Raw genomic sequence first — 23209 nt, 5'->3', positions numbered from 1 at the left:
TGTGAATTCATACAGGACCAGCGTCGGGCTTGCCCGACGCTGTTGCCTTCATAATTTACAGGCACCTGGAGAGTTCTCTTGAGCCAGGAATACACAGAAGACAAAGAAGTTTCGTTAAAACCGCTGAGCAGTGGACGTCGTCTGCTGGAAGCGTTGCTTATTCTCGTCTCGCTTTTCGCCGTCTATCTGATGGTCTCGCTCGTCAGCTTCAATCCTTCCGATCCGAGCTGGTCGCAAACCGCCTGGCATGAGCCGATTCATAATCTCGGCGGCGGCGTGGGGGCCTGGCTGGCGGATACGCTGCTGTTTATCTTCGGCGTGATGGCCTACGCCATTCCGCCGGTGATCGTCGGACTGTGCTGGATCGCCTTTCGCCAGCGCGATCAGCAGGACTACATCGACTATTTCGCTATCGGCCTGCGCCTGATCGGCGTGCTGGCGCTGGTGGTGACCACCTGTGGTCTGGCCGCGCTCAACGCCGACGATATCTGGTATTTCGCCTCCGGCGGCGTTATCGGCAGCCTGGTGAGCAACGCCATTGCGCCCTGGTTTTCGCCGGCTACCGGCACGCTGGCGCTGCTCTGCGTCTGGGCGGCGGGCATTACGCTCTATACCGGCTGGTCATGGCTGACCATCGCCGAGCGCATCGGCGGCGTGGTGATGGGCGTGCTGACGTTCGCCAGCAACCGTTCGCGCCGCGACGAGCCGTGGCAGGAAGACGAGGACGAGGTTGACGCTGACGTCGCGTCGCGCTTTAAGGCGGCCGTGCAGGATGACGAAGATGTGCTGCTTGCCGCGCCGCGCGCGTCGGCCGATCACGCTGCGCCTGACGCCGCCGATCCGCTGCTGGCGAAAGCCGCTGCGGCGACGGATGCCGCGTTGACGTCTGCCGCAGCGGCCGCAGGCGTTTCCGCTGTTGCGTCGCCAGCGCCGACTGCCGCCTCGCCGGCGGTGACTGCGGCGGTTTCAGCGGCACCGCCCGTTACGCCTGCTCCGGCGGCTACGCCAGCTTTTGATACGTCGGCATCGGTGCCGACATTCTCCGCGCCCTCTGCGCCTGCTTCAACGTCCGCCGCGCCTGTAGCGGCCGCGGCGGTACAGACTCCGGCCGCCGTACAGGCTACGGCGGCTAACGCCTTCTCCGCGTCTCAGCAGCCCGCCGGCGCCTTTGCGCCAGCGACCGTGCAGCCCGCTGCGCCTGCCGAGCCGCCGCGCTACCGTTTCGACGTGCCGCAAGAGCCTGCCGCGCCCGCCTTTACCGGATGGGAAGAGGACGAAGGTCCGCAGATGGGCAACTGGCGCGACGCCGATATGACCGCAACGGCGAGCGCGACTGCCGCCGCTGCCGCGCAGGCAAGCTCCTCGCCGCTGTTCGATATTGTTCCGGAAACCAACCACAATCCGCAGGTGAAGCAGGGTATTGGACCGGCGCTGCCGCGTCCTAACCCGGTAAAACTGCCGACGCGCCGCGAGCTCGCCTCCTACGGCATCAAGCTGCCTTCTCAGCGTATGGCGGAAGAAAAAGCCAAAGCGCAGGAGCAGCAGCGCGCCGAGGCCGAACAGCCTGCAGAAGCGCACGCCGAATGGTCGGAACAGCAGCAGCAGGCTGAAGAACAGGCGCAGCTGCGCGACGCGTTCGCCAGCCAGCAGCAGCAGCGCTACGGTGAGAGCTGGCAGCAGGAAGAGGAGCCTGAAGCGGAAGAGGCGATCGAACAGGCCGCGCTGGCGCAGCAGTTTGCCGCTCAGCAGCAGCAGCGTTACGGCGCTGAAGAGCAGGAAGAGAAGACGCCTGCCTTTAGCCTGGATACCTCCGCCGCGTTCGACTTCTCGCCGATGAAAGATTTGGTGGATGAGGGACCGAACGAACCGATCTTTACCATCGCCAGCGCCCCAGAGCCGGAAGCGCCCGCGGCGACTCATACGCCGTGGCAGCAGCCTGCTGAAGCGGCGGCTGCCCAGCCAGCGGTCTCCGTGGCCGCGCCGACGGTCTCTACCACGTTCGAACCCGCAGCGGCTTTCGCGCCTGCCGCCGAGCCGGAGCCGACCCCCGCGTTTCAGACGCCTGCGCCTGCCGCCGCGCAGCCGACGGCCTCACAGCCCGCTTCGCTGGATAACAGCCTGATCCATCCTTTCCTGATGCGTCATAACCAGCCGCTGGAGAAACCTTCCACGCCGCTGCCGACGCTCGATCTGCTCACCTCGCCGCCTGCGGAAGAGGAGCCGGTCGATATGTTCGCGCTGGAGCAAACGGCGCGCCTGGTCGAAGCGCGCCTGGGCGACTATCGCGTCAAAGCGGAAGTGGTCGGCATCTCGCCCGGCCCGGTTATTACTCGCTTCGAACTGGATCTGGCGCCGGGCGTCAAAGCCGCACGCATCTCCAACCTGTCGCGCGATCTGGCGCGTTCGCTCTCCGCGGTTGCGGTGCGCGTGGTTGAGGTGATCCCTGGCAAGCCTTATGTCGGCCTGGAGCTGCCTAACAAGCATCGCCAGACGGTCTATCTACGCGAAGTGCTCGACTGCGCCAAATTCCGCGACAACCCGTCGCCGCTGGCGGTCGTGCTGGGTAAAGATATCGCCGGTCAGCCGGTGGTCGCCGATCTGGCGAAAATGCCTCACCTGCTGGTCGCCGGTACCACCGGTTCCGGTAAGTCGGTCGGCGTTAACACCATGATCATCAGCATGCTCTATAAGGCGACGCCGGAAGAGGTGCGCTTTATTATGATCGACCCGAAAATGCTTGAGCTGTCGGTCTATGAGGGCATTCCGCATCTGCTGACTGAAGTCGTTACCGATATGAAAGACGCGGCTAACGCGCTGCGCTGGAGCGTCGGCGAGATGGAGCGTCGCTATAAGCTGATGTCGGCGCTCGGCGTGCGTAACCTTGCCGGTTACAACGAAAAAGTCGAGCAGGCGGAAGCGATGGGCCGTCCGATTCCCGATCCGTTCTGGAAGCCGGGCGACAGTATGGATATGACGCCGCCGGTGCTGGAAAAGCTGCCTTATATCGTGGTGCTGGTGGATGAGTTCGCCGACCTGATGATGGCGGTCGGCAAAAAGGTGGAAGAGCTGATTGCGCGTCTGGCGCAGAAAGCGCGTGCCGCGGGCATCCACCTGGTGCTGGCGACCCAGCGCCCGTCAGTGGATGTGATTACCGGCCTGATCAAGGCCAATATCCCGACGCGCATCGCCTTTACCGTCTCAAGCAAAATCGACTCGCGCACCATCCTCGACCAGGGCGGCGCCGAATCGCTGCTGGGCATGGGCGATATGCTCTATATGCCGCCTAACTCCTCTATGCCGGTGCGCGTGCACGGCGCCTTCGTGCGCGATCAGGAAGTGCACGCCGTGGTGCAGGACTGGAAGGCGCGCGGACGTCCGCAGTACATCGAAAGCATTACCGCAGGCGAAGAGAGCGAAGGCGGCGCTGGCGGCCTGGAAGGCGACGAAGAGCTGGATCCGCTGTTCGATCAGGCGGTGGCCTTTGTGGTCGACAAGCGACGCGCCTCTATCTCCGGCGTACAGCGCCAGTTCCGTATCGGCTATAACCGCGCCGCGCGCATTATCGAACAGATGGAAGCGCAGGGCATCGTCTCGGAGCCAGGCCACAACGGCAACCGCGAGGTGCTTTCGCCGCCGCCGCACGAAATGTAGCGCGACACGCTTTGCAACAAACAATCATGGGCCAGTTTTTACTGGCCCATTGTTCAGGCGACATTTACCCCTCATATCAGAGAAAGCTTTCGGGTTTTCTCCTGGCTCAATGCTAAATCGGCGACCAGAATTAAAACGGTATTCACTGGATAGAGATAAATAAGGAATTGAAGCGGATGAAATCAAGCGTAATCGTGTCTGGCCTGTTGGCCGTTTTTGCCTCTGCCAGCGTAATGGCGGACGCCTCCAGCGATCTGCAGCAGCGTCTAAACAAAGTTAACAGCTTCCACGCCAGCTTCAGCCAGAAAGTGACCGACAGCAGCGGCGCCAACGTGCAGGAAGGCGAGGGCGAGCTGTGGGTGAAGCGTCCCAGCCTGTTTAACTGGCATATGACCGCGCCGGACGAGAGCGTGATTATCTCTGACGGTAAAAACCTGTGGTTCTACAATCCGTTCGTGGAACAGGCGAGCGTTAGCCTGCTGAAAAACGCCACCAGCAACACGCCTTTTATGCTGATTGCCCGCAATCAGCCGAGCGACTGGCAGCAGTACAACATCAAACAGCAGGGCGATACTTTTGAGCTGACGCCGAAAAACAGCGACGGCAATCTTAAACAGTTTACGCTCTCGGTGACCCCGACCGGCACCATCAATCAGTTCAGCGCCATTGAGCAGGATGGCCAGCGCAGCAGCTATCAGCTCAAAAGCCAGAAAAACGGCGCTATCAGCCCAGACAAGTTTACCTTCACACCGCCTAAAGGGGTGACGGTAGACGACCAGCGTCAGTGAGGTGAGCGTGGGTAATCTGTCTCTGGATTTTTCCTCTGAAGATTTTAAGCCGCTGGCGGCGCGTATGCGCCCCGAAACGCTTAAGCAGTATATCGGGCAGCAGCATTTGCTGGCGCCAGGCAAGCCCTTGCCGCGCGCCATCGAGGCTGGCCATCTGCACTCGATGATTCTTTGGGGGCCGCCGGGTACAGGTAAAACCACGCTGGCGGAGATTATCGCGCGCTACGGCAATGCCGACGTCGAGCGTATCTCCGCCGTCACGTCGGGCGTCAAAGAGATCCGCGAGGCGATTGAGCGGGCGCGCCATAGCCGTCAGGTCGGCCGCCGCACCATTCTGTTCGTCGACGAGGTGCATCGCTTCAACAAAAGTCAGCAGGATGCGTTTTTGCCGCATATCGAAGACGGCACCATCACTTTTATCGGCGCCACGACCGAAAACCCCTCGTTTGAACTCAACTCCGCGCTGCTCTCCCGCGCGCGCGTCTATCTGCTGAAATCGCTGACCACGGAAGATATCGAGCAGGTGCTCGATCAGGCGATGCAGGACAAAACGCGCGGCTACGGCGACAGCGATATTCTTCTGCCCGACAATACGCGACGCATGATCGCCGAACTGGTCAGCGGCGATGCGCGCCGCGCGCTTAATACGCTGGAAATGATGGCGGATATGGCGGAGATCAACGCGCAGGGCAAAAGCGAGCTGACGCCGCAGCTGCTGACCGAAGTGTCCGGCGAGCGCGCCGCGCGCTTCGATAATAAGGGCGATCGCTTTTACGACCTGATTTCGGCGCTGCACAAATCGGTGCGCGGCTCCGCGCCGGATGCGGCGCTTTACTGGTACGCGCGCATTATCACCGCCGGCGGCGATCCGCTCTATGTCGCGCGACGTCTGCTGGCTATCGCCTCGGAAGATGTCGGCAACGCCGATCCGCGCGGTATGCAGGTGGCGATCGCCGCCTGGGACTGCTTTACCCGCGTTGGGCCTGCTGAAGGGGAGCGCGCTATCGCTCAGGCGATCGTCTATCTCGCCTGCGCGCCGAAAAGCAACGCCGTCTACAACGCCTTTAAGGCGGCGATGCGCGATGCGCGCGAGCATCCCGACTATGACGTGCCGGAGCACCTGCGCAACGCGCCGACCCGGCTGATGAAAGAGATGGGCCTGGGCAAAGAGTACCGTTACGCCCATGACGAAGCGCATGCCTATGCGGCAGGCGAGGTCTATTTTCCGCCTGAAATGGCGCAGACGCGCTACTACACACCGACTCAGCGCGGCCTCGAAGGCAAAATTGGCGAAAAGCTCGCCTGGCTGGCTGAACAGGATCAAAATAGCCCGACAAAACGCTACCGCTAAAACAGGCGTTACGGTAAGGTGAGCAAGGATTTCAATGCATTCCAGCGGGAATGCATCCCTCTTTTCAACCTTTTATTACACAGGATAAGCATGCTCGATCCCAATCTGCTGCGTAATGAGCCAGACGCAGTCGCAGAAAAACTGGCACGCCGAGGATTTAAACTGGATGTGGAAACGCTGCGCTCCTTAGAAGAGCGCCGTAAAGTCCTGCAGGTAGAAACGGAAAATCTGCAGGCCGAGCGTAACTCCCGATCCAAATCCATCGGTCAGGCCAAAGCACGTGGGGAAGATATCGAGCCGCTGCGTCAGGAAGTGAACGCGCTGGGCGAACGCCTGGACGCGGCCAAAGCGGAACTGGATGCCCTGCAAAACGAAATTCGTGATTTCACGATGGCGCTGCCTAACCTGCCGGCGGACGAAGTGCCGCTGGGCAAAGATGACAGCGAGAACCAGGAAGTCAGCCGCTGGGGCGAGCCGCGCAAGTTTGATTTCCCGGCGAAAGATCACGTTGAGCTGGGCGAGATGGCGAAAGGCCTCGACTTTGCCTCTGCGGTAAAGCTGACCGGCTCGCGCTTTGTGGTGATGCAGGGACAGATTGCCCGTCTGCATCGCGCCCTGAGCCAGTTTATGATCGACCTTCACACTGAGCAGCACGGCTATCTGGAAACTTACGTGCCCTATCTGGTCAACCATGCGACCCTGTACGGTACCGGTCAGCTGCCGAAGTTTGGCGAAGATCTGTTCCATACCCGACCGCTGGAAGAGGAGTCAGAGAGCAGCAACTATGCGCTGATCCCGACCGCGGAAGTGCCGCTGACCAATCTGGTGCGCGACGAGATCGTGGAGGAGGAGAGCCTGCCGATCAAACTGACCGCGCATACGCCTTGCTTCCGCTCTGAGGCTGGCTCTTACGGTCGCGACACGCGCGGCCTGATCCGCATGCATCAGTTCGACAAGGTCGAGATGGTGCAGATCGTCGCGCCGGAAACCTCGATGGATGCGCTGGAAGAGCTGGTGGGCCATGCAGAGAAAGTGCTGCAGCTGCTGAACCTGCCGTACCGCAAAGTGCTGCTCTGCACTGGCGACATGGGCTTTGGCTCTGCCAAGACGTACGATCTGGAAGTCTGGCTGCCGGCGCAGAATACCTACCGTGAAATCTCCTCCTGCTCCAATATGTGGGATTTCCAGGCGCGTCGCATGCAGGCACGCTGCCGCAGCAAAACCGATAAGAAGCCGCGTCTGGTGCACACCCTGAACGGCTCTGGCCTGGCGGTGGGCCGCACGCTGGTGGCGGTGCTGGAGAACTATCAGCAGGCTGACGGCCGTATTCAGGTGCCGGAAGTATTACGCCCCTATATGAACGGCGTCGAGTTTATCGGCTAATACGCGCGTTTAACAAAAACCCGGACCTGTCCGGGTTTTTTTATTTTCAAAGCCCATCCGCGATAAAAATTTATCAGAAATAAATGTTATCGACATGCCCTGCAGCGTCGCGCTTAAAAAGCCTGTTTTTCATTGAGATAGCGCTAAATCCCGTCTCGTTTGATACTTCTATAACCTACTGAAGATTAATAAATTAAATTATCTTGCAGCAAAATGTGCTGCGCCTTTTTTTTGTGCTTTTCCTTTAAATTAGCCAGTGGCAAACTGCGCGCAACTTCCTCTCTCTTCTTTGGTTTTTATTCCTATGTCCACCTGGTCACGTCCCGTGGTGCTGCTGCTTTGCGGCCTGCTTTTGCTGACGGTTGCAATTGCTGTGCTCAATACGCTGGTTCCGCTGTGGCTGACTCACGATGCGCTGGCTACCTGGCAGGTAGGCGTGGTGAGTTCTTCTTTCTATACCGGCAATCTGGCGGGCACGCTGGTGGCCGGCTGGCTGATCAAGCATTACGGTTTTAACCGCAGCTACTATCTGGCCACTGCGGTGTTTGCCGCTGCGACCGCCGGTTTATTAATGATGGACGGTTTCTGGGCCTGGTCGCTGCTGCGCTTCGGCGCTGGCGTCGGCTGCGCGTTGATTTGGGTGGTGGTAGAGAGCGCGCTGCTCTGCAGCGGCACGGTACGCAATCGCGGCCAGCTGCTGGCCGCCTATATGATTGTCTACTATCTGGGCACCGTGGCAGGCCAGCTGCTGGTAAGCAAAGTCTCGACCGAGCTGTTCAGCGTGATTCCCTGGCTCACCGCGCTGATGATCTGCGCCATTATGCCGCTGGTGTTCGTGAAGGTCACCGCCGCCGGCGAAGCGACCGACGCCGCGCCGGGCAAAATCTGGCCGATGCTGCGTCGTCGTAGCTCACGGCTCGGGATTAACGGCTGTATTATTTCCGGCATCGTGCTGGGATCGCTTTATGGTCTGATGCCGCTCTATCTCTCGCATCAGGGCATGAGCGACGCGAACGTCGGCTACTGGATGGCGCTGCTTGTCAGCGCCGGGATTGTGGGGCAGTGGCCGGTGGGTCGCCTGGCGGATCGTTTCGGCCGTCTGCTGGTGTTGCGCGTTCAGGTCTTTGTCGTAATTCTGGGCGCGATTGCCATGCTGAGCAACGCCGCGATGGCGCCGGCGCTCTTTGTGCTGGGCCTGGCAGGTTTTACGCTCTATCCGGTAGCGATGTCATGGGCCTGCGAGACCGTGGCGCATCATGAGCTGGTGGCGATGAATCAGGCGCTGCTGTTGAGCTACACCATCGGCAGCCTGGCGGGTCCCAGCATGACGGCGGTGCTGATGCAGAGCTATTCCGATCGCATTCTGTTTGTGATGATCGCCGGCGTGGCGCTGGTCTATCTGATGATGCTGCTGCGTAAAGCCGATCAGCAGGCGACGCCGGTGGCGCACGCCTGATATCACCGCACAGTCGCCTGAAGTACGCACGACAAAGAAAAGGGAGCCCTGGGCTCCCTTTTCGTTAATACATAACATGATGACCGTAGCTGGCGAGAATGTTTTTCACTCGCTCCATGGTCTCTTTCGTCGGCGGTTTCACGCCGTCTAGCTTGTACTCTTCGCCCATCGCAATCCATTTATGCTTGCCGAGTTCGTGATAGGGCAGCAGCTCAATCTTCTCGACGTTATCCATATGCTGCGTGAATTCACCGAGTCGGTGCGCCGAATCGTCGTCGTCGGAATAGCCAGGCACGACCACATAACGGATCCAGGTGCGCTTGCCTTTCTTCTGCAGATAGCGGGCGAAGTCGAGCGTGCGATGGTTAGAGACGCCGACCAGAATCTGATGGATGTCATCGTTCACCTGCTTGAGATCGAGCATCACCAGATCGGTGACTTCCAGCAGTTCGTCGATGACCGGATCGTAGCGACGCACAAAGCCGTTGGTGTCCAGACAGGTGTGAATGCCTTCCGCCTTACAGGCGCGGAACCAGTCGCGCACGAACTCAGCCTGTAAAATCGCCTCGCCGCCGGAGGCGGTAACGCCGCCGCCAGAGGCGTTCATAAAGTGGCGATAGGAAAGCACATCTTTCATCAGCTCTTCGACGGTGACCTCTTTTCCGCCGTGCGTATCCCAGGTATCGCGGTTATGGCAGTAGAGGCAGCGCATCAGGCAGCCCTGAAAGAAGGTGATAAAACGGATGCCGGGACCGTCAACCGTCCCGCAGGATTCGAATGAGTGGATACGACCGTTGCAAGACATTGCGATGTTTCTCCAGGTTAGCCTGTAGCAGGCGCACAATCTCTGTTGTGCTCGATGATAAAGTCGGTTTTGACTGATTTCTGCCGTGAGAGCGCAGACAAAACGGGCCTTGGAGAAAAGGCTCCCGAAGGAGCCTTTTTACAGCTTAGAGCATCAGGCTTACAGCGAGTTAGTGAAGGTACGGGTAATCACATCCTGCTGCTGCTCTTTCGTCAGCGAGTTAAAGCGGACGGCATAGCCGGAAACGCGAATGGTCAGCTGCGGATAGTTTTCCGGATGTTCCATCGCATCCAGCAGCATCTCGCGGTTCATCACGTTCACGTTAAGGTGCTGGCCGCCTTCAATGCTCGCTTCATGATGGAAGTAACCATCCATCAGGCCAGCAAGGTTAGCTTTACGCACGTTGTCGTCTTTACCCAGCGCGTTCGGCACGATAGAGAAGGTATAGGAGATACCATCTTTCGCGTAGGCGAAGGGCAGTTTAGCCACGGAGGTCAGCGAGGCGACGGCGCCTTTCTGATCGCGGCCGTGCATCGGGTTGGCGCCTGGACCGAAAGGCGCGCCAGCGCGACGACCATCCGGTGTATTACCGGTTTTCTTACCGTAAACCACGTTAGAGGTAATGGTCAGCACAGACTGCGTCGGTACGGCGTTGCGGTAGGTGGTGAGTTTCTGAATTTTCTTCATGAAACGTTCAACCAGGTCGCAGGCCAGGTCATCGACGCGCGGATCGTTATTACCAAACTGCGGATATTCGCCTTCGATTTCAAAGTCGACCGCCAGGCCGTCTTCGTCGCGGACCGGTTTCACTTTGGCGTATTTGATGGCGGAAAGCGAATCGGCAGCCACTGACAAACCGGCGATACCGCAGGCCATGGTGCGATAGACATCGCGATCGTGCAGCGCCATCAGCGAAGCTTCGTAGCTGTACTTATCATGCATGTAGTGGATGATGTTCAGCGCGGTCACATACTGTTTCGCCAGCCAGTCCATGAAGTGGTCCATACGTGCCATAACGGTATCGAAATCGAGCACGTCGTCCATTACAGGCGCCTCTTTCGGGCCTACCTGCATTTTCATTTTTTCATCCATGCCGCCGTTGATTGCGTACAGCAGGGTTTTCGCCAGGTTGGCGCGCGCGCCGAAGAACTGCATCTGTTTACCGACAATCATCGGGCTGACGCAGCAGGCGATGGCGTAATCGTCATTGTTAAAGTCTGGACGCATCAGGTCGTCATTCTCATACTGCAGAGATGAGGTATCGATGGAGACTTTAGCGGCATATTTCTTGAAGTTCACCGGCAGTTTTTCTGACCACAGAATGGTCATATTCGGCTCAGGCGACGGACCCATGGTGTAAAGGGTATTCAGGAAACGGAAGGTGCTTTTTGTAACCAGCGTACGGCCGTCAACGCCCATGCCCGCCAGCGATTCTGTTGCCCAAATCGGGTCGCCGGAGAAGAGTTCGTCATATTCCGGCGTACGCAGGAAGCGCACCATACGCAGCTTCATCACCAGATGGTCAATCAGCTCCTGCGCTTGCTCTTCAGTAAGTTTGCCCGCCTGCATATCGCGTTCGATATAGATATCCAGGAAGGTAGACACGCGGCCGAAGGACATCGCGGCGCCGTTCTGCGATTTCACCGCAGCAAGGTAGCCGAAGTAGGTCCACTGTACCGCTTCCTGCGCGTTGGTCGCCGGACCGGAGATATCGCAGCCATATTTGGCAGCCATCTCTTTAATCTGGGCCAGCGCGCGATGCTGTTCGGCAATCTCTTCGCGCAGACGAATGGTGGCTTCCAGGTTCACGCCATTTTCCAGGTCGTTCTGCAGCGAATGGAACTGGGCCAGTTTGTCCTGCATCAGGAAGTCGATGCCGTACAGCGCGACGCGGCGATAGTCGCCGATAATGCGGCCACGGCCGTAGGCGTCCGGCAGACCGGTCAGCACGCCCGATTTACGGCAGCGCAGGATGTCCTGGGTATAGACGTCGAACACGCCCTGGTTATGGGTTTTACGGTATTCGGTGAAGATTTTTTTCAGAGTAGGGTCCAGCTCACGGCCGTAAACCTTACAGGAGCCTTCCACCATTTTGATGCCGCCGAACGGGATAATGGCGCGTTTCAGCGGAGCTTCAGTCTGCAAGCCGACGATTTTTTCCAGCGATTTATTGATATAGCCGGCGTCGTGCGCGGTAATGGTCGAGGCGAGATCGGTGTCGAAATCGACGGGCGCATGCGTGCGGTTTTCGATTTTGATCCCTTCCAGCACGTCGTTCCACAGTTTAGTGGTCGCTTCGGTCGCGCCTGCGAGGAAGGACTCATCGCCCTCATACGGCGTGTAGTTCCTTTGAATAAAATCGCGGACGTTGACGCTGTTCTGCCATTCGCCCTCGGCGAACCCTTCCCAGGCCGCAGCCTGTTTTGTATTCAGATCGGTCATGATATACCTGCCTTATCTAAGAAGACGTTACGTTGGCGCCGCCAGCTACGCGGCGTCGGTCAGAATCATTAATGTGCGGTAGAACCGTTGCGTAAATAGATCACCCAGTAGGTCAACCCAACCAGCAGACCGCCGCCGATGATGTTGCCGAGCGTGACCGGAATCAGGTTGTCGATAATAAAGTTGACGGGCGTAAGCGCCTGGAACTGATCGGCGCTGGCGCCGGCGGCTTGCCAGAAAGCCGGGCCAGAAAAATCGCGAATGACGATCGCTAACGGAATAAGGAACATATTGGCGATGCTGTGCTCGAAGCCGCTGGCAACGAACATGGCGACCGGCAGAATCATCGCCAGGGTTTTATCCGTCAGGCTATGGCCGGAATAGCTCATCCAGACCGCCAGGCAGACCATCAGGTTCGCCAGCGTGCCCAGGCAGACAGCCTCAATAAAACTGTGGTGCATTTTATGATCGGCGGTTTGCAGCACATTCAAACCCCACGCGCCGTTCGCCGTCATATGCTCGCCGGCGAACCAGATCAGGGCGACGAAAAACAGCGCGCCGACGAGGTTGCCGAAATAGACGTTGATCCAGTTGCGCGCCAGCTGGCCCCAGGTGATGCGTCCGCTCGCTTTCGCGACGACAATCAGCACGGTGGAGGTAAAGAGATCGGCGCCGCATACCACCACCAGAATCAGCCCCAGCGAGAAGCAGATGCCGCCGATAAGCTTCGCCACGCCATAAGGCATGCCTGCGGTGCCGGTCGTCGCAGTGATATAAAAAACAAACGCGATGGAAATAAAAACGCCGGCGGTGATGGCAAGGAAAAAAGTGGTTAAGGGATGTTTAGTGGCTTTATATACTCCAGCATCTTCCGCCACTTTGGCCATTGCGGCCGGTAATAACAGATTAAAAGGGTTGTCAGCTTTCACACTAACGCTCTCCAAAAGATGTCTGGAAAAATACTAACAAAGGAGTATAGGACAGGATTTGATCTGGATCATATTTGACCAGAAGAGAGCGGGGAAGACCGCGGCGAAGAACGGAAAAAGTTGCGTAATTATTTGAATTTAAATAAATAAAATTTTTTTAAATTTTACACATTTATTTTAATGACTGGCAGCGAGCGGCGGCCTGCCTTGTTAAACAATGTCATCAAGCGAGTCAATAATGTTAAAAAACCAAATTGATAATCGATTAGAAATAATGAAAAAGGCCCTTCCATGATAAAAAAATGGCGTCAATAATATTGACGCCATGGCTATTTAATTCACCCTTGCGCAGCTGAGCAGGTAACTACTTTTTCCAGTAACGACGCTTTGCCGCCTGAAGTTTTTCATAAGCCTGCAGCAGCGCCTGGTGCGCCGGGAAGGCTTTGAGATCGTCGTCGACGGCCTGCAGACCGTAGAAGGGCGCTTCGCCGCTGATAGCCGCCGACGCCGCTTCCAGCGCGTCCGCGCCGTACATGCGCGTGAAGGCGTGATGATACTGCAGCGGGTCGCGCTCATCTTCCATCGCCAGCAGCAACAGCGTCTGCAGGCAGCGGTAGTAGTTGGCGCGCTCCGGCGAAAAGATTGAACCGTTGAACTCCATGGTCCATTCGGTCCAGATCAGCGCCTGATCAAGGTCGCCGCCAGCCAGCGCCAGCATCGCCTTCAGCTCGCCGATGCGCAGCGTGTACCAGCCGTTGTCCTTGCCGCTCGCCAGGCCCAGCAGTTCGCGCACGCGGGTAAAGTCGTCATGGCCTTCTTCATCCAACTGGGCGATCAGGTCGAGATACTCTTCCGGATTCCAGTTGCTGGCAGGCAGCGCCAGCAGCGTGTCGCGCAGGCCCGCGCCCATATTGTTGTTCGCCAGCACCAGATCTTCCACCGGATAGATATCGGACATGCCGGGCACGATAATACGGCAGGCGTAGACGCCCAGATGATCGTAATCCGCGATATAGACTTCCTGCCCTTCCTCGCGGAAGATCGCCATCAGGGTGGCGAACTCTTCCTGGGTCGTGCCGCTGAACGACCAGTCGACAAAGGGGTAGTCCGCTTTTTCTTTAAACAGATCCCAGGAGATAAGGCCGCTGGAGTCGATAAAGTGCGTCTCGAGGTTGGCGTGCTCGGCGACTTCTTCATCATCGAAGGTCGGCGGCGTAAAGACGTCGAGATCTTTCAGGCTGCGGCCCTGAAGCAGTTCGGTAACGGTACGCTCAAGGGCGACGCCGAAATCGGGATGCGCGCCGAAAGAGGCGAAACAGGTGCCGTTTTGCGGGTTGAACAGCACCACGCAGATCACCGGATATTTGCCGCCCAGCGAGGCGTCGTAGGCGAAAATCGGGAAGCCTTCCGCTTCGAGGCGCGCAATTGCCTCGACCACGCCAGGATAGCGCTGCATCACGCTCTCAGGAATCGTCGGCAGGCTGATCGCTTCGGCGATAATGCGGTTTTTGATATAGCGTTCAAACACCTCAGAAAGCCCCTGCACGCGCGCTTCGTTAGCAGTGTTGCCCGCCGACATGCCGTTGGAGACGTAGAGGTTGCCGATGATGTTCATCGGGATATAGACGGTCTGCTGGTCGGACTGACGGGTAAACGGCAGGCCGCAGATGCCGCGCTCGGCGTTGCCGGACTGCAAATCCACCAGCTCCGGCGCGGTCAGCGCGTCGTCAGGATCGTAAAAGGCGCGCAGGCGCGCATCCAGAATGCCTTCCGGCAGCGAGCCGTCCGCCGGGATCGGGAACCATTTCTCGTCCGGGTAGTGGACGAAATCGCCGTTGGCGATCGATTTGCCCAGCCAGAAATCGGCAAAGAAGTAGTTGGTCGAGAGACGCTCGAAATATTCGCCCAGCGCCGACGCCAGCGCGGCTTTCTTACTGGCGCCTTTGCCGTTGGTAAAGCAGAGCGGACAATCGCGGTCGCGAATATGCACGGACCAGACGTGGGGAACCGGATTAAGCCAGGAGGCTTCTTCAATATTAAAGCCAAGGTCGGTCAGCTTTTGCTGGAAGCGCGCGATGGAGTCTTCCAGTGCTGCGTCTTTACCGGGAATAAACGTTTGCGTCATGGGACCGCTCTCTCATATATAGTGGGCGTAAAGCGCGCAATGATACGGACTTTGCCGCCGTGGCGCTATGAAGACGAGATAAATTTCTACCTGCCATTATCCTGAAAGCGGCGTGGCAGAAGGGCTCGCTTTTCTCCCTGAACGAGCCGCCTCACAAAATTTCGCGCTGCGTTGCATTTGTAACATAAGCTGCGGCGCGGCAGATTCAGAAAATGTGATCCCTTCCTGATTTATCATTGCAGGCACCATAAGGCAGTGATAAAACCGGTAAGCAATTCATAACCGTTCTGGATAACCGTGGTGAGGGGAAATGACGCAGATTTATAATTTTAGTTCCGGTCCAGCGATGCTGCCGGTTGAAGTGCTCCGTCGTGCAGAACAAGAACTGACAAACTGGCACGGTCTGGGGACCTCCGTTATGGAGATCAGCCATCGCAGCAAAGAGTTTCTCAACGTAGCGGAAGAGGCGGAGCAGGACTTACGCGATCTTCTGAAAATCCCGGCTAACTACAAAGTTTTATTCTGCCACGGCGGCGCGCGCGCGCAGTTCGCCGCGGTGCCGGGCAACCTGCTGGGCGAGGCGACCACGGCGGATTATGTCGACGGCGGTTACTGGGCGCACAGCGCCATAAAGGAAGCGGAAAAGTATTGCACGCCACGCACCCTGGATGTCAAAACTACCCGTGACGGCAAGCGCGCTATCCTGCCGATGAGCCAGTGGGCGCTGAGCAGCGACGCCGCTTACGTGCACTACTGCCCGAACGAAACCATCGACGGCATCGCCATCGACGAACAGCCCGACTTCGGCGACAAAATCGTCGTCGCCGATCTCTCCTCTACCATTCTGTCGCGGCCGCTGGACATCAACCGTTACGGCGTGATCTACGCCGGCGCGCAGAAGAATATCGGCCCGGCCGGGTTGACCATCGTCATCGTGCGCGACGATCTGCTGGGCAAAGCCCGCCAGTCCGTTCCCTCTATTCTCGACTATCAGGTGCTGGCGGAGAACGACTCTATGTTCAATACGCCGCCGACCTTCGCCTGGTATCTCTCCGGCCTGGTGTTTAAATGGCTGAAAGAGAAAGGCGGCGTCAGCGAAATCGACAAAATCAATCAGGCGAAAGCCGATCTGCTCTACGGTCTGATCGATAGCAACCCGTTTTATCGCAACGACGTCGCGACGGAAAACCGTTCGCGCATGAACGTGCCTTTCCAGCTGGCGGACGCCGCGCTGGACAAACTTTTCCTGGAAGAGTCGTTCAACGCCGGCCTGCACGCTCTGAAAGGCCACCGCGTGGTAGGCGGCATGCGCGCATCGATCTACAATGCGATGCCGCTGGAAGGCGTCAAAGCGCTGACCGACTTTATGGCCGACTTCGCGCGTCGCCACGGTTAAGCCTGAGCTGTAGCGTCGGCGCTAGCGCCGACTTCAGACCCCGTCTCGCGGCGGGGTTTTGTCCTTTTCTGGAGATTTGGTTTCACATGCAGGACTCCCTGACCTTACAACCGATTGCACGCATTGACGGCACCGTTAACCTGCCGGGTTCAAAAAGCGTTTCTAACCGCGCGCTGCTGCTTGCTGCGCTGGCGAAAGGCACCACGCGTCTGACGAACCTGCTGGACAGCGATGACGTTAAACATATGCTGAACGCCCTTAAGGCGTTGGGCGTCGATTTTACCCTGTCCGCCGACCGCACCCAGTGCGACGTGGTGGGACAGGCAGGGGCGCTGCGCGCCTCTCAGCCGCTGGAGCTGTTTCTCGGCAACGCGGGTACGGCGATGCGACCGCTGGCGGCGGCGCTCTGTCTCGGCGAGCAGGATATCGTTCTGACCGGCGAACCGCGCATGAAAGAGCGTCCAATCGGGCATCTGGTCGACGCGCTGCGTCAGGGCGGCGCGCAGATTGAGTATCTGGAGAACAGCGACTACCCGCCGCTGCGCCTGAAAGGCGGCTTCACCGGCGGCGACGTCAGCGTCGACGGCAGCGTCTCCAGCCAGTTCCTGACCGCGCTGCTGATGACCGCGCCGCTGGCGGAGCGCGATACCCGCATCGCCATTAAAGGCGAGCTGGTCTCCAAACCCTATATCGATATTACGCTGCATCTGATGCGCTGCTTCGGCGTCGAGGTCGAAAACCAGCAATACCAGCGCTTTATCATTAAAGGCCGACAGCAGTATCAGTCGCCAGGCGACTATCTGGTGGAGGGCGACGCCTCTTCCGCCTCCTATTTTCTGGCCGCCGCCGCCATTAAAGGCGGAACCGTGCGCGTCACCGGCATCGGCCGCGACAGCGTGCAGGGCGATATCCGCTTTGCCGACGTGCTGGAAAAAATGGGCGCGACCGTTGAGTGGGGCAGCGACTATATCGCCTGTACCGCCGGCGAGCTTAACGGCATCGATATGGATATGAACCATATTCCCGACGCCGCGATGACCATCGCCACGGCGGCGCTGTTCGCTAAAGGCCCGACGCTGCTGCGCAACATCTACAACTGGCGCGTTAAAGAGACCGATCGCCTGGCCGCGATGGCTACCGAGCTGCGTAAAGTGGGCGCGGAAGTGGAAGAGGGGCATGATTTTATCCGCATCACCCCGCCGGAAAAACTGCGTCACGCGGAGATAGGCACCTATAACGATCACCGCATGGCGATGTGCTTCTCGCTGGTGGCGCTCTCCGATACGCCCGTGACTATTCTCGACCCCGGCTGTACCGCGAAAACCTTCCCCGACTATTTCCAGCAGCTGGCCAAAATCAGCCAGAACGCCTGATTTTCACCGCGCCGGAGAGCGAGTCTCTCCGGCATTCTCACTGCCTCTGGCCTCACTGACCAAGATATGTTCTGAATCTGCTGCAATTTATAGCGATGTCTCCGCTAAAAGGTAACGACATTAGCCTGGGCCGCGTATAATGCTTCCTGTTCTGAACAGCCTGAAGGCTGAACTATTTCGCGCAGCAACAGGAGAGAATAATGACGGCAACTGCCCCGGTTATAACTGTCGACGGACCTAGCGGCGCAGGCAAAGGCACGTTGTGCAAAGCGATGGCGGAGGCGCTGCAGTGGCATCTGCTCGACTCCGGCGCCATTTATCGCGTTCTGGCGCTGGCTGCGCTGCACCATCAGGTGGATATTGAAGCCGAAGAGGCGCTGGTGCCGCTGGCGGCCCATCTGGACGTGCGTTTCGTCTCGCAAGAGGGCGAACTGCGGGTAATCCTGGAGGGCGAAGAGGTCACCGGCGAAATCCGCACGCAGGACGTCAGCAATACCGCGTCGCGCGTCGCCGCTTTTCCCCGCGTGCGCGAAGCGCTGCTGCGTCGCCAGCGCGCCTTTCGCGACGAGCCCGGCTTAATCGCCGACGGTCGCGATATGGGAACGGTGGTTTTCCCTGACGCGCCGGTAAAAATTTTCCTCGACGCCAGCCCGGAAGAGCGCGCCCAGCGCCGTATGCTACAGTTGCAGGAGAGCGGCTTTAGTGTTAACTTTGATCGCCTTTTAGCCGAGATAAAAGAACGTGATGACCGCGATCGCAACCGCGCCATTGCGCCTTTAGTCCCCGCCGCCGATGCGCTGGTTCTGGATTCTACGCAGTTATCCATCGAACAAGTCATTGATCAGGCGCTGGAATATGCCCGCACAAAGCTGGGCATTTAATCTTTTCGGCCAAACAGAATTGCAGTAACCCTGTGCCAGGGAAAGCGCGCAGGGCATGTGAAACAACCCCATCCGACAATGACGTCAGGTGGACGTTAAATTGAAGAATCCTAAGATTATCAATATGACTGAATCTTTTGCTCAACTCTTTGAAGAGTCCCTGAAAGAAATCGAAACCCGCCCGGGTTCCATCGTTCGTGGCGTTGTTGTCTCTATCGACAAAGACGTCGTTCTGGTTGATGCGGGTCTGAAATCTGAGTCTGCCATTCCGGCAGAGCAGTTCAAGAACGCAGCCGGCGAACTGGAAATTCAGGTTGGTGACGAAGTTGACGTTGCCCTGGATGCAGTGGAAGACGGCTTCGGTGAAACCCTGCTGTCCCGTGAGAAAGCTAAACGTCATGAAGCCTGGATCACGCTGGAAAAAGCTTACGAAGACGCTGAAACTGTTACCGGTGTTATCAACGGCAAAGTTAAAGGTGGCTTCACAGTTGAGCTGAACGGTATTCGTGCGTTCCTGCCAGGTTCACTGGTTGACGTGCGTCCGGTACGCGACACGCTGCACCTGGAAGGCAAAGAGCTTGAATTCAAAGTAATCAAGCTTGATCAGAAGCGTAACAACGTCGTGGTTTCTCGCCGCGCGGTTATCGAATCTGAGAACAGCGCTGAGCGCGATCAGCTGCTGGAAAACCTGCAGGAAGGCATGGAAGTCAAAGGTATCGTTAAGAACCTCACTGACTACGGCGCATTCGTTGATCTGGGCGGCGTCGACGGCCTGCTGCACATCACCGACATGGCGTGGAAACGCGTTAAGCATCCGAGCGAAATCGTCAACGTGGGCGACGAAATCACTGTTAAAGTGCTGAAGTTCGACCGCGAGCGTACCCGTGTATCTCTGGGCCTGAAACAGCTGGGCGAAGATCCGTGGGTGGCTATCGCTAAGCGCTACCCGGAAGGCACTCGCCTGACCGGTCGTGTGACCAACCTGACTGATTACGGCTGCTTCGTAGAAATCGAAGAAGGCGTTGAAGGTCTGGTACACGTTTCTGAAATGGACTGGACCAACAAAAACATCCACCCGTCTAAAGTTGTTAACGTGGGCGACGTGGTTGAAGTTATGGTTCTGGACATCGACGAAGAGCGTCGTCGTATCTCCCTGGGCCTGAAGCAGTGCAAAGCCAACCCATGGCAGCAGTTTGCTGAGACCCACAACAAGGGCGATCGCGTTGAAGGTAAAATCAAGTCAATCACTGACTTCGGTATCTTCATCGGCCTGGACGGCGGCATCGACGGCCTGGTTCACCTGTCTGACATCTCCTGGAACGCGACTGGCGAAGAAGCCGTTCGTGAGTACAAAAAAGGCGACGAAATCGCTGCCGTTGTACTGCAGGTTGACGCAGAGCGTGAGCGCATCTCTCTGGGCGTGAAACAGCTGGCTGAAGATCCGTTCAACAACTACATCACCCTGAACAAGAAAGGCGCCATCGTTACTGGTAAAGTAACGGCAGTTGACGCTAAAGGTGCTACAGTTGAACTGGCAGACGGCGTTGAAGGTTACCTGCGCGCTTCTGAAGCTTCACGTGACCGCGTTGAAGACGCAACTCTGGTTCTGAATGTTGGCGACGATGTTGAAGCTAAATTCACCGGCGTTGATCGTAAAAACCGCGTTGTTAGCCTGTCTGTCCGTGCGAAAGACGAAGCTGACGAGAAAGATGCCATCGCGACTGTGAACAACAAGCAGGAAGAAAGCAATTTCTCCAATGCTATGGCTGAAGCGTTCAAAGCAGCTAAAGGCGAGTAATCGACCTGAAGCAACCGGGCAGGGAAATCTGCCCGGTTACGGTAGCAAGCTGTCATACCTTTCCCACAAGGATTAACCGGAGGTTACATGACCAAGTCAGAACTGATTGAAAGACTTGCTGGCCAGCAGACTCATATTCCGGCGAAAGTCGTTGAGGATGCTGTAAAAGAGATGCTGGAGCACATGGCCACTACGCTGGCCCAGGGCGAACGCATTGAAATCCGGGGATTCGGCAGCTTTTCTTTGCATTACCGCGCACCGCGTACGGGTCGTAACCCGAAAACGGGCGACAAAGTGGAACTGGAAGGTAAATACGTTCCCCACTTTAAGCCGGGCAAAGAGCTGCGAGACCGTGCAAACATTTACGGTTAAGACGTAACCGAACGCAGAAACGACATCTCAGGATGTCGTTTTTTTTGCCCGCAATTTCTGTCTGCGAGCCTGCCCGACACTCTCTGCAATAGCACTGAAATCTTCCTCTTTTTTTGCGAGGCCGCGCTGAAGCGCGCCAGCCTGCGCCTGACCGCGCGCCGCATAATCCGCATACTCTCCACGTGTTTAACCGGGACGAGATCAAGATGACAGCAACGTTATTTGCCAGAATCGCTATTCTCGCCGCGCTGCCGCTGCTGTTTCTTCACCGGCTTCCATCAATAGCAGGCATTGCGGCAATCGCCTGCGCAGGCATGCTGCTGCTCTGGACGCAGTCGGCCTGGCTGCACATGGCGGCAATCGCGCTGCTGCTGTGCGGCTGGATGCTGGGGGCGGCGCGCTCAGCCGTCACCGCGATAGAAACCGCCAGCGTCGCGCCCGCCACCTACAGCGTGCGCATCGATGAGGTTCAGCAAGAGAGACGGCAAATTAAGGTGCAGCTGCTAAAGCGAGAAGGGCGCTATCTCTTTCCGCCGCGTTTCGCCTGGCTGTCGTTCGGAGAGAGCGAGCAGGTCTGGTGCCCTGGGCAGCGCTGGTCGATGCAGCTCAGCCTGCGGCCCGTACATGCCCGGCTCAATGAGGGGGAGTTCGACGCGCAGCGTTTCGCGCTGGCAAATCATATGGGGCTGCGAGGGCGTATTCAGCAGCAATGGCCTGAATCCCTGACCTGCAGCTGGCGCTGGCAGCGCATCCTGCGCGATCTGCCGACGATTCACGCGCTGGAGCAGCGCGCCGTTGTCGAGGCGCTCGCGTTCGGCGAACGGGCGGAAATGGGCGACGCGCTGCGTCAGCTGCTGCGGGAAACCGGCACGGCGCATCTGATGGCGATTTCAGGCATGCATATCGCGCTGGCCGCCAGCAGCGGCTGGCTTATGGCGCGCGCGGTTCAGCTGGCGCTGCCAGCGCGTCTAATCGGCTATCTGTTCCCGCTGCTGACGAGCTGGCTGCTGGCGGCGCTCTATACCTGGCTCTCCGGCAGTCATGCGCCCGCCCAGCGCGCGCTGATCGCCCTGACGCTGTGGCTTATCTTTCGTATCAAAGGCGTGCAGCTTAGCGGCTGGCAGGTCTGGAGCCTGTGCGTCGGCGGACTGCTGCTGTTCGATCCCCTCAACGTGCTTTCTGAAAGTTTCTGGCTCTCGGCGCTGGCGGTCGCCTTTTTGCTGACCTGGTATCGCTGGTTTCCGTTACCGGCGCGCTGTCGACGCGGCTGGCGCTGGCTGCCGGTCCAACTGCTGCACCTGCAGCTCGGTATGATGCTGCTGATGGCGCCGCTACAGGTGATGCTGTTTGAAGGCATCAGCCTCTCGGCGCTGGCGGCGAATATGCTGGCGATACCGGTCATCTCTTTTATCAGCGTGCCGCTTATCCTGCTGGCGATGTTGATGCCGGTCAGCGCGATCTGCGCCGCGCTGTGGCGGCTGGCGGACACCTCCGTCGCCTGGCTGATGGCGGCGCTCAAGGCGTTGCCCGAGGGCTGGTGGGCGTTTTATGACGCCGGTACGCTGGCGCTGCTGCTGTGGGGCGGGCTGATTATCTGGCGCTGCGCGCTGTTCTACGCGGCGCCGGTCAGCTGTGCAGCCGTTATTGCGGCGCTGCTGGTCTGGCGCTGGCCGCGCGACGAGCCGGGCTGGCATATCGATATGCTGGATGTGGGGCAGGGACTGAGCGTGGTTATCCGTCAGGGAAGAGAGGCGATGCTCTATGATACCGGACCGGCCTGGGAAAACGGCGACGCCGGCACGCGCCACGTTATTCCCTGGCTGGCGCGCAAACGGCTGCGCCTTCAGATGGTGGTGCTCAGCCACCGCCATCTCGATCACAGCGGCGGCCTCAACGCGATAAAACAGCGCTGGCCCGGGGTGCCGATACGCAGCGCCACGCTCGATGCCGCTCATCTGCCCTGCGTGCGCGGCGTACGCTGGCGCTGGGGCGCCTTGAATATCGAAGCGCTGTGGCCGCCGGCGCGATCGGCGGTCAGCAACAATAACGACTCCTGCGTGCTTAGCGTGGATGACGGCGTTACGCGTCTGCTGCTGATGGGCGACCTGGAGGCGCCGGCGGAGCGGCAGCTGGTGGCGCTGGAAAAAAGCGGGCTTAGAGCCGATATCATCCAGGTGCCGCACCACGGCAGCCGCACTTCGTCAACGCCGCTGCTGCTGCGCAACGTAGGCGGACGTATCGCTATCGCCTCGATGGCGCGCTACAACGCCTGGCATATGCCGGTCAACAGCGTGCTGGAAAACTATCGCCGCGCGGGCTTCGCCTGGTCCGATACCGCTCAGTCGGGCCAGATAACCCTTACCGTCGCCGGGCGTAAAACCGCGGTTTCTGGCCTGAGAGAGCAAATTTTGCCCCGTTGGTACCATCAGTGGTTTGGCGTCAAACGGGAATCCAGGTAG

The 23209-nt window shown here is 58.4% G+C and carries 15 protein-coding genes; 11 read left to right on the top strand and 4 right to left on the bottom strand.

What is annotated here, in order from left to right; translation table 11 throughout:
- Positions 1–78 precede the first annotated feature (78 nt).
- From B3229_RS05795 to B3229_RS05775, 5 genes are all read left to right on the top strand, one after another.
- Positions 79–3651, top strand: coding sequence for a DNA translocase FtsK 4TM domain-containing protein (locus B3229_RS05795; protein ID WP_286870059.1), 3573 nt, complete (start codon positions 79–81; stop codon positions 3649–3651).
- Positions 3652–3827: 176 nt separating this feature from the next.
- Positions 3828–4439 carry an outer membrane lipoprotein chaperone LolA gene (gene lolA, locus B3229_RS05790; RefSeq protein ID WP_033751302.1) on the top strand — a complete coding sequence of 204 codons (612 nt, stop codon included), beginning with the start codon at positions 3828–3830 and terminating at the stop codon, positions 4437–4439.
- Positions 4440–4446: 7 nt separating this feature from the next.
- Positions 4447–5790, top strand: a complete 1344-nt coding sequence (locus B3229_RS05785; protein ID WP_286870058.1) for a replication-associated recombination protein A — start codon at positions 4447–4449, stop codon at positions 5788–5790.
- Positions 5791–5880: 90 nt separating this feature from the next.
- The gene (gene serS, locus B3229_RS05780) at positions 5881–7173 is read left to right on the top strand and encodes a serine--tRNA ligase (protein WP_286870057.1); all 1293 of its coding nucleotides are present in this window, start codon (positions 5881–5883) and stop codon (positions 7171–7173) included.
- Between the two features lie 304 nt (positions 7174–7477).
- Positions 7478–8629: an MFS transporter gene (locus B3229_RS05775; RefSeq protein WP_048784671.1), complete on the top strand. Its 1152-nt coding sequence runs from the start codon at positions 7478–7480 to the stop codon at positions 8627–8629.
- Between the two features lie 64 nt (positions 8630–8693).
- On the opposite strand, the gene pflA is transcribed toward B3229_RS05775, so the two are convergent.
- From pflA to ycaO, 4 genes are all read right to left on the bottom strand, one after another.
- Positions 8694–9434: a pyruvate formate lyase 1-activating protein gene (pflA, locus tag B3229_RS05770; RefSeq protein ID WP_048784668.1), complete on the bottom strand. Its 741-nt coding sequence runs from the start codon at positions 9432–9434 to the stop codon at positions 8694–8696.
- A 159-nt stretch (positions 9435–9593) separates the two neighbouring features.
- Positions 9594–11876, bottom strand: coding sequence for a formate C-acetyltransferase (pflB, locus tag B3229_RS05765; RefSeq protein ID WP_033751297.1), 2283 nt, complete (start codon positions 11874–11876; stop codon positions 9594–9596).
- Positions 11877–11944: 68 nt separating this feature from the next.
- A complete protein-coding gene (gene focA / locus B3229_RS05760) occupies positions 11945–12805 on the bottom strand; it encodes a formate transporter FocA (protein WP_033751296.1) in 861 nt (286 codons plus the stop codon).
- 364 nt (positions 12806–13169) lie between these two features.
- On the bottom strand, positions 13170–14930 hold the full coding sequence (ycaO, locus tag B3229_RS05755) for a 30S ribosomal protein S12 methylthiotransferase accessory factor YcaO (RefSeq protein WP_048784667.1): 1761 nt from the start codon (positions 14928–14930) through the stop codon (positions 13170–13172).
- 310 nt (positions 14931–15240) lie between these two features.
- Here ycaO and serC point away from each other — a divergent pair, with 310 nt between their 5' ends.
- The 6 genes from serC to B3229_RS05725 all read left to right on the top strand — a co-directional run bounded on the left by serC (position 15241) and on the right by B3229_RS05725 (position 23209).
- The gene (serC, locus tag B3229_RS05750; RefSeq protein WP_286870052.1) at positions 15241–16326 is read left to right on the top strand and encodes a 3-phosphoserine/phosphohydroxythreonine transaminase; all 1086 of its coding nucleotides are present in this window, start codon (positions 15241–15243) and stop codon (positions 16324–16326) included.
- An 86-nt stretch (positions 16327–16412) separates the two neighbouring features.
- The gene (gene aroA / locus B3229_RS05745) at positions 16413–17699 is read left to right on the top strand and encodes a 3-phosphoshikimate 1-carboxyvinyltransferase (protein ID WP_286870051.1); all 1287 of its coding nucleotides are present in this window, start codon (positions 16413–16415) and stop codon (positions 17697–17699) included.
- A 200-nt stretch (positions 17700–17899) separates the two neighbouring features.
- Positions 17900–18580 carry a (d)CMP kinase gene (gene cmk / locus B3229_RS05740; RefSeq protein ID WP_048784664.1) on the top strand — a complete coding sequence of 227 codons (681 nt, stop codon included), beginning with the start codon at positions 17900–17902 and terminating at the stop codon, positions 18578–18580.
- Between the two features lie 124 nt (positions 18581–18704).
- Entirely contained in the window at positions 18705–20378 is a 1674-nt protein-coding gene (gene rpsA, locus B3229_RS05735; RefSeq protein ID WP_048784670.1) for a 30S ribosomal protein S1, read from the top strand.
- An 87-nt stretch (positions 20379–20465) separates the two neighbouring features.
- Positions 20466–20750: an integration host factor subunit beta gene (gene ihfB, locus B3229_RS05730; protein ID WP_033751281.1), complete on the top strand. Its 285-nt coding sequence runs from the start codon at positions 20466–20468 to the stop codon at positions 20748–20750.
- A 206-nt stretch (positions 20751–20956) separates the two neighbouring features.
- Complete coding sequence (locus B3229_RS05725) at positions 20957–23209, top strand: DNA internalization-related competence protein ComEC/Rec2 (RefSeq protein ID WP_286870049.1); 2253 nt, start codon at positions 20957–20959, stop codon at positions 23207–23209.

Source organism: Pantoea sp. UBA5035 (assembly GCF_002415245.1).
Taxonomy (GTDB): domain Bacteria; phylum Pseudomonadota; class Gammaproteobacteria; order Enterobacterales; family Enterobacteriaceae; genus Pantoea; species Pantoea septica.
The sequence above is the reverse complement of the archived record's forward strand: the minus strand, read 5'-3'. Positions and strand labels throughout refer to the sequence as shown.